The following is a 15,110-nucleotide window of genomic DNA, read 5'->3' on the forward strand; positions in this document are numbered from 1 at the left end:
AAAGAAAACACAAATGGGGAAGAGCGGTGGAAATTAATAAAATTTTAACGTTTTTTCTGGTCTGTTTTATTTGCTCCGCGAACGCGGTTCCACTAAAATGAATCCGTTTAAAAGACGGAGATCATCAGGCCCCCTTTTTTCCATGTTTTCAGAAGCGCATCCGGACAGCCAGCGGGCGGACAGGATTCTGGCCTCCATCCGGAGGGAGGAAGCCCGTTCGGGCCGCGGTCTGCTGAAAATTTTCTTCGGCATGGCGCCGGGCGTGGGGAAGACGTACGCCATGCTGGAAGCGGCCATCCAGGCGGCTGACAAAGGGGTGGAAGTGGTCATCGGCGTGGCGGAGTCCCACGGACGGGAGGATACCATGAGGTTGATCGGCAGGCTGCCGCGCCTTCCGATGAAGAAGGTGGCATACCGTGGCGTGGAGATGGAGGAATTTGACCTGGAGGAAGCCCTGCGCCTGAAGCCCCGCCTGATTCTGGTGGACGAGCTGGCGCATACGAACGTGCCCGGCCTGCGCCATAAAAAGCGCTATCAGGACGTGGAGGAGCTTCTGGCTGCCGGAATTGACGTATACACCACCCTGAACGTCCAGCATCTGGAAAGCCGCGCGGATACCGTTCAGGACATCACCGCCGCTCCGGTGCAGGAAACCGTACCGGATTCCGTGCTGGCGGAGGCGGATTGCATCCAGCTGGTGGACATTGCCCCGGACCAGCTCCGCGCCCGTCTGAGGGAGGGGAAGGTGTATGGCGCCCCGCAGGCTTCCGCCGCGCTGGACCATTTTTTCAGGGAGTCCAACCTGACGGCGCTCCGGGAGCTGGCCCTGCGCATCATGGCGGAGAAAGTGGACCATGAACTGACGGAGGTGCGCACCATTTCCGGAGACCGCTCCATCTGGCGCAGCGGGGAACGGTTGATGGTCGCCGTGGGGCCCAGCCCGTTTTCCGCCCGGCTGGTGCGCTGGACGCGGCGCATGGCTTACGCCCTGAACGCCCCGTGGATTGCCCTTTCCGTGGATACGGGCGTGCCGCTGTCTCCCGAACAGCAGCAGCGGCTGGACGCCAATCTGGAGCTGGCGCGCCGCCTGGGAGCGGAGGTGGTCGTAATGCCGGGTTCCGACCTGGCGGAAACGCTGCTCCGCATGGCCTTCCTGCGGAATGTGAGCCAGATTGTGGTGGGCAAGCCGCAGGAATCCTACCTGTGGGGGCTTTTGCGTCCTATTTCCCTGGTGGATAAACTGGTGAAGGGCAGCGGGCAGATTGACATTTACGTGGTTCCGGCCGCTCCGGGAACGGGAAGGAGCCGTTGGAAAAGCTGGCACCGGGAGAGGGAAAGAAACGGCAGGGATTACTGGCTGGCCGCGGGCGTGACGGCGGCGGTTACGGTGCTGGGGCTGCTGATGGCGGCGTTTACGGGATATTTTGCGCCGGGTTTTCTTTATCTGGCCGGCGTGGTGGGGCTGGGATTTTTCATCCGTTCCCGGTGGGCCGTGCTGATGGCCGCCGCGCTGAGCGCCCTGCTGTGGAACCTGCTGTTCATCCCTCCGGTCCTGACGTTCAAGATAGAGCGGCTGGAGGATGCCCTGATGTGCGTGTTTTTCTTCCTGGTGGCCCTGTCCACCGGACGTCTCACGTCACGGCTGAGGGTGCGTGAGCAGGAGGAGCGGGAACGTGAAAAGAAGACGAACGCCCTGTTCCTGTATTCCCGCGCGATTGCCTCTGCGGCGGATGTTCCGTCCCTGGTCTCCGTGGCCGTGGCCCAGATGAGCCAGATCATGGGAGTGCGGATGGCGGCGATGGTCCCCGTTCCCGTCAGCCCCGGTCTGAAGCTTTGTGAAACCGGGGAGGCTTACCCCATGGATGAAAAGGAGTGGGGCGTGGCTTCCTGGTGTTTTAAGCACCGGCAGGCTGCGGGCAGGTTCACGGATACGCTCCCGGTGGCGGAAGGATTTTATTTTCCAATGATGTCCGGGGAGCGCTGCATGGGCGTGCTGGGCGTGAAGGTGGAGGACGGGGAACGCCTGACCGTGGGCCAGAGGGATTTGCTGGAGAGCATGGGCGCCCAGCTGGCGCTGGCGCTGGAACGGGAGGAATGGCGCGCGGAGCGTGCGCAGAGGAGGCTCATGGAGGAATCTGAAAAGTTGCACCGTTCCCTGCTGGACAGCGTCTCCCATGAGTTCAAGACGCCGCTGGCAGTTATTGAGGGCGGCTGTGAGAAGCTGGCGGGGCGCGCCGCGGCGGCGGAAGAACGGGAGGAGTTCACGGAGATCATGGCGGCGGCCCGCCGCCTGCGCCGCCTGGTGAAGAATTTGCTGGATGTAACGCGCCTGGAGTCCGGCGCGCTGAGGCCCCGGCTGGACTGGTGCGACCTGGGGGACGTGGTGGAATGCGCCCTGGCGGCTACCAGGGAGGCCCGCAGGAACCATCCGGTTTCCGTCTCCCTGCCGCCGGATTATCCGCTGGTGAAGGCGGATTTTTCCCTGATGGAGCAGGTGCTGGTCAATCTGCTGCTGAACGCCTGCGTGCATACTCCCGCGGGAACCCCCATGACGCTGAAGGGCGGCGCCGATCCCGTGCGCGGCCAGGTATGGCTGGATGTCCATGACCTGGGGCCGGGCATCCCCCCGGAGCTGGCGGAAAGTATCTTTGAGCGTTTCCGGACCACGCGCCCCGGCGGCCTGGGCCTGGGGCTTCCCATCGTGCGCGGTTTCATGGAGGCGCAGCGGGGAACTGTCACCCTGGTTCCCGTTCCCGCCGGAACCTGTTTCCGTCTTGTCCTTCCCCTGGTGGAGCATGATCATGTTCCTGAAGAATAACCCCCCCCCTCCCTTGTGTTATGAACGACCTTCCCGCAGATATCCTGATTATTGATGACGAACGGCAGATACGCCGTCTCCTGAACCTGACGCTGACCGGCGCAGGCTACCATGTCCGCGAGTGTGAAAATGGCCAGCTTGGCCTGAGCGAGACCGCTCTGAAGCGTCCGGACGCGATCATCCTGGACCTGGGCCTTCCGGACATCAACGGCCTGGAAGTGCTCAAACAGCTCCGGGAATGGACGCAGGTTCCCATTCTGATTCTGACGGCCTGGGACAGGGAAGATGAGAAGGTGGACGCCCTGGACGCCGGAGCGGACGATTACCTGACCAAGCCGTTCAGCGGCCGGGAACTGCTGGCGCGCCTGCGCGTGATGCTGCGCCGGAACCGTCCGGGCACGGAGCCCTCCGTATTCCGGCTGGGGTCCATCATTGTGGACCTGAGCTCCCGGCGCGTGGAGAAGGGGAAGGAGGAAATCCATCTGACCTCCAAGGAATACGGCATTCTGCGCCTCCTGCTGCTTCATCAGGGCAAGGTGATGACCCACCGCCAGCTTCTCCGTGAAATCTGGGGCCCCCAGCATGAGGAAGATACGCACTACCTGCGGGTGCACATTGCCCACCTGCGCCAGAAGCTGGGGGATTCCGATCCGGAAAACCGCCTCATCCGCGCGGAATCCGGCCTGGGGTACAGGATTGCGGCGGACGGAGCTGAATAAATCTTTTTCCCATTCCCGCGGGCCGGGAAAGGCTGTGGCCTTCCACCCGTGGAAGCCGGGAAATATATTTTTTCATAACGGTTGAGGGGCATGGCTTAACTTCACGCAGGTCAATATACTGTGTAGGATTCAGGACGTATTCGATACGTCTTTATGAAGATTACACACACCGCAAGAAACATAGGGGCCGCAGTCCTGGGCTGCGCCATGATGGCAGGAACCGCCTGCATGGGCGGGGAAACGGCCTCTCCCTCCCTGGCCAACGCGCAGGAGGCTGCCATCCCTTCTACGGACACGGACTGGGCTTTCTCCCTTTCCGCGGGTTGGTCCAGCAAATACGTGACGGAAGGGCTGGACTGCCTGCCGGGCAGCGGCATCTGGGAAGTGGCTCCGGGCATCTCCTGGAAAGACCTTACGCTCAGCGCCTGGTACGCCGGGGGGATTCCTCCAATTATGACGAGCTGGACCTGGTTCTGGGTTACGCCTGGAAGCTGGGGAAATGGACCGTCAATCCCTGGTATGAGCACCAGTTCTATTTCACGCAGGACTACAATGTAGCCAATCCGGCCCTGACCGTCTCCTATGCCGTGACGGACTGGCTGACCGTAGGGGCGGAAACCCAGGTGAAGGTGGAACACCAGGATTTTGAAGCCTATTACAGCGCCTTTGTGCAATTGGAATGGTCCCCCGTGGAAAACGTGACCGTGACGCCCATGGCCAGGTATGGGTACAACGGCGGTTATAATGTGGACTATGACGACGGCTCCAACTGCATTGACTGGAGCCTGGGCGTAACGTGGAGGTTTGCGGAACATTATTCCCTTTCCGGCTCCGTCAATTATTCCCAGGCGGCCACGGTGCTGCGCCGCAGGGACGCCGGGGACGAGTTCTGGGTGGGCTTCCGCCTGGGCGTGGAATTCTGACGGCGTACTGGCGGCATGAAAAACGGCTGCCGGAGGGAAATTAACAATTTCTTGATGTCCGGCAGCCCCTTGTTAACTACCCGGAATTCCGGAACATGTATAAAATTGCGTTATGTCCTCACACGACTTGTTAATCATTGTCCTATTCATAGGCATACTGGTCGCCTTCACCCCGTTGCTCGGGAAGTGGCTGGCGAATGTTTTACAGGGAAAGCGGAGCTGGCTTTCCCCGATTCTGGGTCCCGTGGAGCGCTGCGCCTACCGTGTGGCCGGCGTGGACCCCTCCCGCGAAATGGACTGGAAAAAATATCTGACGGCCGTTCTTCTGTTCAACGCCGCCGGATTCCTCATCCTGTTCCTTTCCCTGCTGTGCCAGCAATGGCTGCCGCTGAATCCCGCCGGCACGGAAAACATGCGGTGGGACATTGCCCTGAATACGGCCATCAGCTTCATGACCAACACGAACTGGCAGTTCTACTCCGGCGAAGGGCCGGAAGGCATCAGCTACTTTGTCCAGATGACCGGACTGGGCGTGCAGAACTTCGTCAGCGCCGCCACGGGGCTTGCCGTCATGGCCGCCCTGATCCGCGGGCTGAAGAGGAAATGCGCTTCCACCCTGGGCAACTTCTGGGCGGACCTGACGCGCAGTACCTTGTACTTCCTGATCCCGATTTCCGTGGTCGTTGCGCTTCTGCTGGTCTCCCAGGGGGTGGTGCAGTCCTTTGACGGACCCGCCGCCGTACCGGGCATGGACGGCGTGGAGCAGGTGATTCCCAACGGTCCGGCGGCCTCCCAGGTGGCCATCAAGCAGCTGGGGACGAACGGCGGCGGCTTCTTCGGGAACAACAGCACGCACCCCTTTGAAAACCCCACGCCGTTCAGCAACATGGTTGAAATGCTCTCCCTGCTCCTGATCGGCTGCGCCTGTCCGTACGCCTACGGCGTGATGATCGGGAAAAAAAAGCAGGGCTGGATCATCTTCGGCGCCATGATGCTTCTGCTCGTGGCGACCATCGGGCTTTCCCAGTGGGCGGAACACGCGGGGAACCCGCTGTTCCCCGGCATGGAAATGCTGGAAGGCAAGGAAGTGCGCCTGGGCGTGACGAACAGCTCCCTCTGGTCCGTGGCTACCACAGCCTCCTCCAACGGCTCCGTGAACTGCATGCACTGCAGCATGTCCCCGCTGGGCGGCGGCATTGCCCTGTTCAACATGCTGCTGGGTGAAGTGATCTTCGGCGGCCTGGGCTGCGGCCTGTACGGCATGCTGATGTTCGCCATGATCACCGTGTTCCTGTGCGGGCTGATGGTGGGGCGCACTCCCGAATTCCTGGGCAAAAAAATTGAAGCGCGGGAAGTGCGCTGGTCCATGGTGGGCGTTCTGCTGCCCGGCATAGCCGTCCTGCTTATGAGCGGACTGGCCGCCGCTACGGAAGTGGGGCGTGAATCCATCTGCAATGCCGGACCCCACGGGCTGACGGAAATCCTGTACTGCTTCGGCTCCCAGGCCGGGAACAACGGCAGCGCCTTTGCCGGCCTGGCTGTGGGGGATACGCCTTTCTATTCCGTGCTGGGCGGCCTGGCGATGCTGCTGGCCCGCTTCGGAGCCATCATTCCGGTGATGATCATTGCGGGCAGCATGGTATCCAGGAAAACCGCGCCTCCGGCCCAGGGCACCATGGCGACGGACAACCTGATGTTCATGGTCCTGCTGGTGGCCGTGGTGCTGGTTGTAGGCGCCCTCACCTTCTTCCCGGCCCTGGCCCTGGGGCCCATTCTGGAGCATCTGCTCCTGTATTCGGGAACCATGCTGTAAGGCGCATCCACCAACAATTCAGATTTTACGATGATGAAAGAAGAAAAAAAGAATCAATCCTGGTGCAACGGGGCCATGCTGAAAACGGCCTTCCGGGACGCGCTGCGCAAATTTGACCCGCGCGCCCTGTCCAAAAACTTCGTGATATTCGTCACGGCCATCGGGGCCCTAGTTGCCACGGTTGTCCTTATCCGGGATGCGGCCGCCGGGGAGCCCTTCGGCTTCACCCTGCAAGTCACTCTCTGGCTCTGGTTCACCGTCCTGTTCGCCAACTTTGCGGAAGCATTGGCGGAAGGCCGCGGAAAGGCCCAGGCGGACGCCCTGAAAAAAATGCGCGTCTATGTGAACGCCCGTCTGCTGACGGACAAGGGTACGGAGGAAATAGTCTCCGTTTCCGAGCTGCGCAAGGGGCAAAAAGTGCTGTGCGAGGCCGGAGACATCATCCCGCTTGACGGCGAGGTGGTTGAAGGCATCGCCAGCGTGGACGAATCCGCCATTACCGGGGAATCCGCCCCGGTCATTCGTGAAAGCGGGGGAGACCGCAGCGCCGTAACGGGGGGCACCCGCGTGATCAGCGACGGCATCGTCATCCGCATCACGGCGGAACCGGGCAATACCTTCCTGGACCGCATGATCGCCATGGTGGAGGGCGCCAGCCGGCAGAAGACGCCCAATGAAATTGCGCTGGGCATCCTGCTCGTGGCGCTGACCATCGTCTTCATTGCCGTGGTGCTTTCCCTCCCAGCCATGGCCGGATACATTGAAGATTCCGCCCGGGCGCTGGGCTTCAGGGCGGACGGCCATATCTCCCTGCCCGTTCTGGTCTCCCTGCTGGTGTGCCTGATTCCGACGACGATCGGAGGCCTGCTGAGCGCCATCGGCATCAGCGGCATTGACCGGCTGGTGCGCCGGAACGTGCTGGCTACGTCCGGCCGTGCCGTGGAAGCGGCCGGGGACATTGATGTGCTGATGCTGGACAAGACCGGAACCATCACCTTCGGCAACCGCATGGCGAATGAATTCCTGCCTGCGCCCGGCGTGGAGGACCAGCAGCTGGCGGAAGCCGCCCAGCTTGCCTCCCTGTCCGATGAAACGCCGGAAGGGCGCAGCATCGTAGTGCTGGCCAAAAAGCAGTTTGGAATCCGGGGCCGCCACATGGACGCGGACCACATCGCCTTTGTTCCGTTCTCCGCTTCCACCCGCATGAGCGGCGTGGACATTGCGGCGCACGGCGGCCAGCCGGCTATCTCCATCCGGAAGGGCGCTGCGGAAAGCGTGGCGCAGTGGGTGAAGGACCAGGGCGGAGCCTTCCCGCAGGAGGTGGAAATGACCGTGCAGAACGTCGCGCGTGCCGGAGGCACGCCGCTGGTGGTGGCACGGGGAAGGGACGTGCTGGGCGTCATTTACCTGAAAGACATCGTCAAGGGCGGCATCAAGGAACGCTTCGCCCGGCTCCGGGCCATGGGCATCCGCACCGTCATGGTGACAGGGGACAATGCCCTGACTGCCGCGTCCATTGCGGCGGAGGCCGGAGTGGATGACTTCATTGCGGAAGCCACGCCGGAGATGAAGCTGGCGCGCATCCGTGAAGAACAGGCGGAAGGCCGTCTGGTGGCCATGACCGGGGACGGCACCAACGACGCTCCGGCCCTGGCTCAGGCGGACGTGGGCGTGGCGATGAATACCGGCACGCAGGCCGCCCGGGAAGCGGGCAACATGGTGGACCTGGACAGCAACCCGACCAAGCTGATTGAAATCGTGGAAATCGGCAAGCAAATGCTGATCACCCGCGGCGCGCTGACCACCTTCTCCTTCGCCAATGACGTAGCCAAGTACTTCGCCATCATCCCCGCCATGTTTGCTGGCCTCTTTGTAGCTGACGGCATGGCCCGGGGGCCGCTTTCCGCCCTGAACGTGATGGGGCTGCACTCCCCGCAGAGCGCCATCCTCAGCGCCGTGATCTTCAACGCCCTCATTATTGTGGCTCTTATTCCACTGGCCTTGAAGGGGGTATCCTACCGCCCGGCGGGAGCAGCCTCCCTGCTGAAGCGCAACATCCTAATTTACGGGGTAGGCGGCCTGATTGCGCCGTTCATAGGCATCAAGCTCATCGACATGGCCGTCACCGCCCTGCACCTCGTCTGAACAATTGAAAATCAACCTGCTGAATCATTATGAAATGGACATTTCCCAATCTGCGCCTGTTTCTGGCGCTGGCCGTCGTCACCGGCGGCATTTATCCCCTGGCTGTCACGCTTGCCAGCCTGGTTCTGTTCCCCCATCAGGCGCACGGCTCCCTGATCCGGAACGAACGGGGGGAAGTCATCGCCTCGGAACTCATCGCCCAGCCCTTCACCTCCGCCAGGTACTTCTGGCCCCGGCCCTCCGCCGGGGACTACGCCACCATGCCTTCCGGAGCCAGCAACCTCTCCTGGACCTCCGGAGAACTGGTCAGGACGGTGGCGGAGCGCAAGGCGCACCTGCTGAAAGCCCACAACCTGCCGGAAGAAACGCCTGTCCCGGCGGATCTCCTGTTCGCTTCCGGAAGCGGCCTGGAATCCTTCATTTCCCCGGAAGCCGCGGAATTCCAGGTGGCCCGCGTGGCTGCGGCCCGAGGACTGCCCCCGGAAAAAATCCGGGAACTGGTAGCCGGGCATTTCAAGAATGGGGGCATTCTGGGTGAAAACGTGGTGAACGTGATGACTTTGAATGCCGCCCTGGATAAATTGCCCCGTGGTTAGCGGTAGGGAGCACTACGCCGCCCCGGCCCGGAGAATATCCCGGTGGAAAATCGCCCGGCATCAGCCGGCGCCTTGGGTCCACATCTTTCTCCGGTAACCGGGGCGGTTTTTATTGGTGCAGCGGCGGAAGGCGCCTTCTGCCCCGGGTTATTTTTTACCTTCCAGAAGGAACAGGGACGCTCCGTGCGGGTTGAGCTGTACATTCATTTCCTGGCGCGCCATGCCGACGTTTTCCTGCTTCCACAGGTCGCGCACGTTTTGCGGAGATTTCAGCTTGAGGCGGGAAAGGGGAACATGAATGGTTTGGCCCTTATTGCTTTTATTGAAAAAGCCGACGGCGGTACGGCCTTCCCCCAGCGGTTTGATCCAGACTTCACCGTCATCTTGGGCCAGGACCTTTTCCGAAGGGCCGCGAAACGTTTGGTTGACGGCAATCACTTCCCTGTTGCACAGGATGCCCCGCGTGAAATCGTCCAGATGTTCCAGATCGCATGAAATGATCAGGGGGGCGGATATCATGGCCCAGAGGGACATTTGAAAATACTGCTCGTCCGGCGTCAGCCGGGTGGGCTTGAACGTGGTATTCGCCTTTCCTACCTTGCCCAGGCGGCCTATCTGGAGCATGTCCGGATCATTCCAGTGCCCCGGTCCGGCATAGGGCTGCCATTTTTCCTGGGAGGAGGCGATCTTCTTCAAGCTTCCCCAGTGGTCCTCAATATCTCCCGTCGTGCGCCAGACGTTGGCCGTTTTGCTGATGGGGCCGGCAATCTCAAACGGGGTGGAATTGGAAACGCTCAGGACAATGTCCCGGCCGCTCTTCTTCAAATCGGCCGAGATTCTTTCCGTACTCGGCACGTCGATCAGGTACCAGTCCATCTTGACGTAGTCAAACCCCCATTCCGCCCACTGTTTGGCGTCCTGGGAGATCATCCATACGGGGCCGATTTTTGCGGCTCCCAGCCGCTGGGAGCCCGGACAGCCTCCGAACAGCTGGTCGGGTTGCGGGCGTTTGTTTTCAGGAAGGGCCAGGGAGGAATAATCCCCCTGGGAGTTGGGGGAAGTGCCGCCCATGTAGCCGGCATAAGTGCCCATCCAGGGGGTTGAGTAGATACCCGCCTTCAGTCCCAGGCGATGGATTTCACGGCACATGGATTTCATGTCCGGAAAACGCTTGTTGGGCTGGATGGCGCGGTATTTGCCGCCCCGGCTGCCCTGCCAGCAATCGTCAATATTGATATAGGAATAACCGTACTGGGCAAGTCCGGATTCAACCATCAGCCGGGCGGTTTTCAGAATATTTTCCTGGCTGACGCCGCCGCTGTAGGAATACCAGCTGCTCCAGCCCATGGGAGGCGTCAGGCAGATCTCCTTTCCGATGCGGATGGTCATGGTTCCGGTGGTTTTGCCGTGGCTGTTGCTCGCCTGCACGGGAAAGGAATAAGTGCCCGGACGGCTGATTTTGCCGGTAATGACGCCGGTTTCCCTGTCCAGCTTCAGCCCCGGGGGAAGCTGGGCGGCGGCAAAACTCATGGGACGCTTCCCGCTGGCGCTGATAGACATCTGGATGGGCGCGCCGGGGGTGGAACCGAAAAGCCGCGGTTCATTAATCAGGGGAGCCGGGGATTCCGGAGGGGTCAGGCGCAGGCCGGGTTCCGGAGCCGGATACGGGGAAGACATCTCCTTGCCGGAGGCGGCTGTATGGGCCAGGAGCAGGGCGGAGCAGAGAAACGGAAGAAAAGGCGTGCGGATCATATGGCAACTGAAACTGGAGACAGGAAAATAAGGAAATGCAGTTAAAATGCGGATTTTATAAAAATACGCCGGTCGCATGACAATATTACATAGGATCCGAAGGGTCAAAAAAAATCTGGATAACAGGAAAAATCCTGCTTTCCCATTCAACGGTTGGAGTTATTCTTATGTCTAAATTACCAACATACCATGCTTAACAATCTAACAACAAAATTTCAGGAAGCGCTGATGCAGGCGCAGCAGACTGCGGGGCGGCTCGGAAAGCCGGAAATTTCCTCTCTGGACGTTTTGGTGGCCTTGCTGGAACAGGACGGCGGCATTTTGTCCCCCATTCTCCGCAAGGCCTCCTGTGATCCCGGCCTGCTGCTGCAGGCGGCGCAAAGGGAAGTGGCCCGCGAACCCTCCCAGAGCGGAGCGACCACGCAGCCCCGGATGGGGCGTGACCTGGAAACGGTGATGAATGCCGCGGAAGAGGAACGCAAAAAGCTCAAGGACGACTACCTCAGCGTGGAGCACTTCATGCTGGGCGCCCTGGACACGCAGAACAAGGTGCACCAGCTGACGGACACCTTTGGACTGACCAAGGACAATTACCTGGCCGCCATGAAGGAAGTGCGCGGCAACCAGCGCGTGACGGACGACAATCCGGAGGGCAAGTACCAGACGCTGGAAAAATACGGTACGGACCTGACGGCCCGCGCCCGCGCCGGAAAGATTGACCCCGTCATCGGCCGTGATACGGAAATCCGCCGCGTCCTCCAGATCCTTTCCCGCCGGACCAAGAACAACCCCGTGCTCATCGGGGAGCCCGGCGTGGGCAAGACCGCCATTGCGGAAGGCCTTGCGCGCCGCATTGTCAACGGAGACGTGCCGGAAAGCATGCGCAACAAGCGCATTATCTCCCTGAACATCGGGTCCATGCTTGCCGGGGCCAAATACCGCGGCGAATTTGAAGAACGCCTGAAATCCTTCCTTAAGGAAGTGACGGACTCCAACGGTGAAATCATCCTGTTCATTGACGAACTGCACACCATTGTGGGAGCGGGCGCCAGTGAAGGGGCCGTGGATGCCTCCAACCTGCTCAAGCCTGCGCTGGCCCGCGGTGAACTGCGGACCATCGGCGCGACGACGCTGGATGAATACCGCAAGTACATTGAAAAAGACGCCGCCCTGGAACGCCGGTTCCAGCCCGTCATGGTATCCGAGCCCAGCGTGGAAGACACCATTGCCATTCTGCGCGGCCTGAAGGAACGTTATGAAGTCCACCACGGCGTGCGCATTACGGATGGCGCCATCGTGGCGGCGGCCACTCTTTCCGACCGTTATATTTCCGACCGTTTCCTGCCTGACAAGGCGGTGGACCTGGTGGACGAAGCGGCGGCCAGGCTCAAAATTGAGCTGGATTCCATGCCCACGGAGATCGACCAGATTGAACGCGAAGGCATGCAGCTTGAAATGGAACGTCAGGCCCTGGCGAAGGAAAAGGATGCCGACAGCAAGGCCCGGCTGGAAAAAATCACCAAGGACCTGGCTGACCTGAAGGAAAAATCAGGCTCCATGATTGCCAAATGGAAAAGTGAAAAAGCCGCCTTGGACGCCGTGCGCGTGGAACAGGAAAAAATAGAAGCCCTCAAACTGGAAAGTGAACGGGCCAAGCGTATGGGGGACCTGACCCGCGCCTCCGAAATCACGTACGGTGAACTCCCGGCAGCCGAACAGGCCCTGAAGGAAGGCAAGGAAAAGCTTAACAAAATGCAGAAAGAGGACGGAGGCCTGCTGAAGGAGGAAGTCACGGAGGCGGACATCGCCAAGGTGGTGGCCACCTGGACGGGCATTCCCGCCGACCGCCTGCAGGAAGGGGAGCGCGTCAAGCTGGTGCATATGGAAGAACGCCTGGGCGCCCGGGTGATCGGGCAGAAGCAGGCCGTCAAGGCCGTGTCCGATGCCGTAAGGCGCGCCCGCGCGGGACTCCAGGATGAAAACAAGCCCATCGGCTCCTTCCTGTTCCTGGGCCCCACGGGCGTGGGAAAAACGGAACTCAGCAAGGCGCTGGCGGAATTCCTCTTTGATAATGAAAACGCCATTGTCCGCATTGACATGTCGGAATACATGGAAAAGCACTCCGTGGCGCGCCTCATTGGAGCGCCTCCCGGATACGTGGGCTATGAAGAAGGCGGCCAGCTCTCTGAAGCCGTGCGCCGCCATCCCTACTGCGTGGTCCTCTTTGATGAAATTGAAAAGGCCCATCCGGACGTCTTCAACGTACTGCTCCAGGTATTGGATGACGGACGCATCACGGATGGGCAGGGGCGTACGGTAGACTTCCGCAACACGGTTATCATCATGACCTCCAACATCGGCAGCCAGTACATCCTCAATGAATCCAACCCGGAACAGCGGGAAGCCAAGGCCATGGATGCCCTGCGCGGCCACTTCCGGCCGGAATTCCTGAACCGCATTGATGAAATCATCATCTTTGACCGGCTGACGGCGGAGGAACTCAAGGGCATTGTGGACATACAGCTCAAGCGTGTCAGCAAGCGCCTGGAGGCCAAGGGCCTGTTCCTGCGCATGACTCCGGAGGCTACGGCCCTGGTGGCGGATCACGGCTTTGATCCCGTTTACGGAGCCAGGCCGCTCAAGCGCGCCATCCAGCATGACCTGCTGGACCCCCTCAGCCTCAAGCTCCTGGAAGGCGACTTCCCGGAAGGAACGGAAATCGTGGTGAGGGAAAAAGGCGGCAAGCTTGACTTTACCAAGGAAAAGAAATAACCGGGAATTCTGCTTCTCCGGCGTACTGCCGGGGAAAACCATCAAGGGCGCTTCCTCACGGGAGCGCCCTTCTGATAAGGAAGCCTTACCTGGCGGATCAAGGGAAATGGCCCGTCCGGCTGGCGTGAAAGGAAAATTATCCGGGAGCGGAATACCGCTAGAAACGGCGTCTCCGCAACGTCAGCGCGGCCAGCCCCAGAAGGGCAAGAGCGGAGGTGCAGGGTTCCGGAACCATGTTCCAGCCCATGGAGCGCATCAGTTCCATTTCTCCCTCCGTCAGGGTGCGGTGGTAGGTATCCGGAGAAAGGGAATACTGCATGAGGGCGTCCGGATCGCTCGCGCTGTCAATATGGGCCATGCTGGACCCTTGCTGCCAGGTGGGGGGATTATAGGCGGTCAGCCCGGTATCATCCAGTGACAGGGTTTCTCCCAGCGTAAACGCCGTATTACCGTTCCCGGCCTTATTCACGATGGATTGGCCTTCCTGGTTGGTTAACAGGGAATCATACCTGGTATACAGCATGGTGCTGTATGCTGCTGGAGTATTCCCGGCCTGGACCTGGAAGGAGCCGGTCTGTGTCGCCAGGGAAAGGAACCCTACGGTGTGTCCCACCTCATGGGTCAGAATGCTTTGAAAATCGTATTTCCCCGTATGTTCAGGCGATAAGGCGTCCTCGTAGTAAAGGGAACTCAAATGGGCGGTATTGCACTGGATGTAAATATCATAACCCGTTCCTGCCCTAGTGCTTCCATCACGCCAGACAGACTCCGCCAGGGTAGAAACCTGTTGCGGTCCGTTGGACTTGTAGTAAAAATAAGGGGAATAGGCGGAGGCCAGGGTGGAGGAATTGGCTCCGTCGTACCAGGTGAGGCCCACGGTAAGTGTTCTGCCGGGGGTGGAATTGATTAAGCTGTCCCATGTGGACAGCGCCCGTATGGCAGCGTCTATCTGGCCCTGGTCCCATGTATGGGTGCTTGATGAATCAAAAAATCCCTGGTCCCCGGAATCCAGGAAGGTGCAGGAAAAAGTGGAGCCTATACTGGCTGTTTGTACAGCGGATGAGGAAGGAATGTTTCCCAGGCAGCAGGCAGCGCAGATAATTCCAATCCAGAATGATCTTTTCATAGATGGCAAAATAATAAAAACTTCCTATAGATAGCAGAAAAAATCCTTTCCGTCCATGGGAAAACAAAATGGTTCAGCCTCCTTTTCAGGGGGGAGGAATACAAAGGAGTAGCCTGCGTTCAATACCCCCTTTTTGGTCCTGGGATGGGGGTAAAAAAGAGGAAGAGTGGTTATTGCGGAAACATCACGGGAGAAAATGTTCAAAAAAATGGCACGGGGATGTGGGAGTATGACAAAAGTCTAATGCATTCATAATTTGGATGTTATTGATGGACGTGACAAAATGGGTGAAAGGCTCTCTGCAAAAACATATCGAAAAAAATTGACAAGAGGGGTAGTTTTGATAGACTTCTCGGCACGCCAACACGGCGACGGGATGAAAAGCCCGGCGGCATGAGGGGCTCGAAAGAGGGCCTGAATGAAGCCAGGGAATGCCACCCGGAAGA

9 protein-coding genes are annotated in these 15,110 nt (G+C 59.9%); 7 read left to right on the forward strand and 2 right to left on the reverse strand.

Annotated elements, in window-relative coordinates; all coding sequences use genetic code 11:
* Positions 1-142 precede the first annotated feature (142 nt).
* The 6 genes from CXU21_RS11880 to kdpC all read left to right on the forward strand — a co-directional run bounded on the left by CXU21_RS11880 (position 143) and on the right by kdpC (position 9,014).
* On the forward strand, positions 143-2,818 hold the full coding sequence (locus CXU21_RS11880) for a sensor histidine kinase (protein ID WP_180972806.1): 2,676 nt from the start codon (positions 143-145) through the stop codon (positions 2,816-2,818).
* A 20-nt stretch (positions 2,819-2,838) separates the two neighbouring features.
* Positions 2,839-3,537 carry a response regulator gene (locus CXU21_RS11885; protein WP_102726173.1) on the forward strand — a complete coding sequence of 233 codons (699 nt, stop codon included), beginning with the start codon at positions 2,839-2,841 and terminating at the stop codon, positions 3,535-3,537.
* A 323-nt stretch (positions 3,538-3,860) separates the two neighbouring features.
* Complete coding sequence (locus CXU21_RS11890) at positions 3,861-4,460, forward strand: TonB-dependent receptor (RefSeq protein WP_102726174.1); 600 nt, start codon at positions 3,861-3,863, stop codon at positions 4,458-4,460.
* A 112-nt stretch (positions 4,461-4,572) separates the two neighbouring features.
* Positions 4,573-6,273, forward strand: coding sequence for a potassium-transporting ATPase subunit KdpA (gene kdpA, locus CXU21_RS11895; protein ID WP_102726175.1), 1,701 nt, complete (start codon positions 4,573-4,575; stop codon positions 6,271-6,273).
* Positions 6,274-6,306: 33 nt separating this feature from the next.
* Positions 6,307-8,418, forward strand: a complete 2,112-nt coding sequence (kdpB, locus tag CXU21_RS11900; RefSeq protein ID WP_102726199.1) for a potassium-transporting ATPase subunit KdpB — start codon at positions 6,307-6,309, stop codon at positions 8,416-8,418.
* 29 nt (positions 8,419-8,447) lie between these two features.
* Entirely contained in the window at positions 8,448-9,014 is a 567-nt protein-coding gene (gene kdpC / locus CXU21_RS11905) for a potassium-transporting ATPase subunit KdpC (RefSeq protein WP_102713065.1), read from the forward strand.
* Positions 9,015-9,161: 147 nt separating this feature from the next.
* Here the strand turns inward: kdpC and CXU21_RS11910 are convergent, their stop codons facing one another.
* Positions 9,162-10,766 carry a putative Ig domain-containing protein gene (locus tag CXU21_RS11910; RefSeq protein WP_180972807.1) on the reverse strand — a complete coding sequence of 535 codons (1,605 nt, stop codon included), beginning with the start codon at positions 10,764-10,766 and terminating at the stop codon, positions 9,162-9,164.
* A 189-nt stretch (positions 10,767-10,955) separates the two neighbouring features.
* On the opposite strand from CXU21_RS11910, the gene clpB reads away from it, so the two are divergent.
* Complete coding sequence (clpB, locus tag CXU21_RS11915; RefSeq protein WP_102713069.1) at positions 10,956-13,538, forward strand: ATP-dependent chaperone ClpB; 2,583 nt, start codon at positions 10,956-10,958, stop codon at positions 13,536-13,538.
* 157 nt (positions 13,539-13,695) lie between these two features.
* Here clpB and CXU21_RS11920 read toward each other — a convergent pair whose 3' ends face one another.
* The gene (locus tag CXU21_RS11920) at positions 13,696-14,664 is read right to left on the reverse strand and encodes a hypothetical protein (protein ID WP_102726177.1); all 969 of its coding nucleotides are present in this window, start codon (positions 14,662-14,664) and stop codon (positions 13,696-13,698) included.
* Positions 14,665-15,110 lie beyond the last annotated feature (446 nt).

Origin of the sequence: Akkermansia muciniphila (genome assembly GCF_002884975.1) — a bacterium.
In the GTDB taxonomy this organism is placed as follows: Bacteria; Verrucomicrobiota; Verrucomicrobiia; order Verrucomicrobiales; family Akkermansiaceae; genus Akkermansia; species Akkermansia muciniphila_C.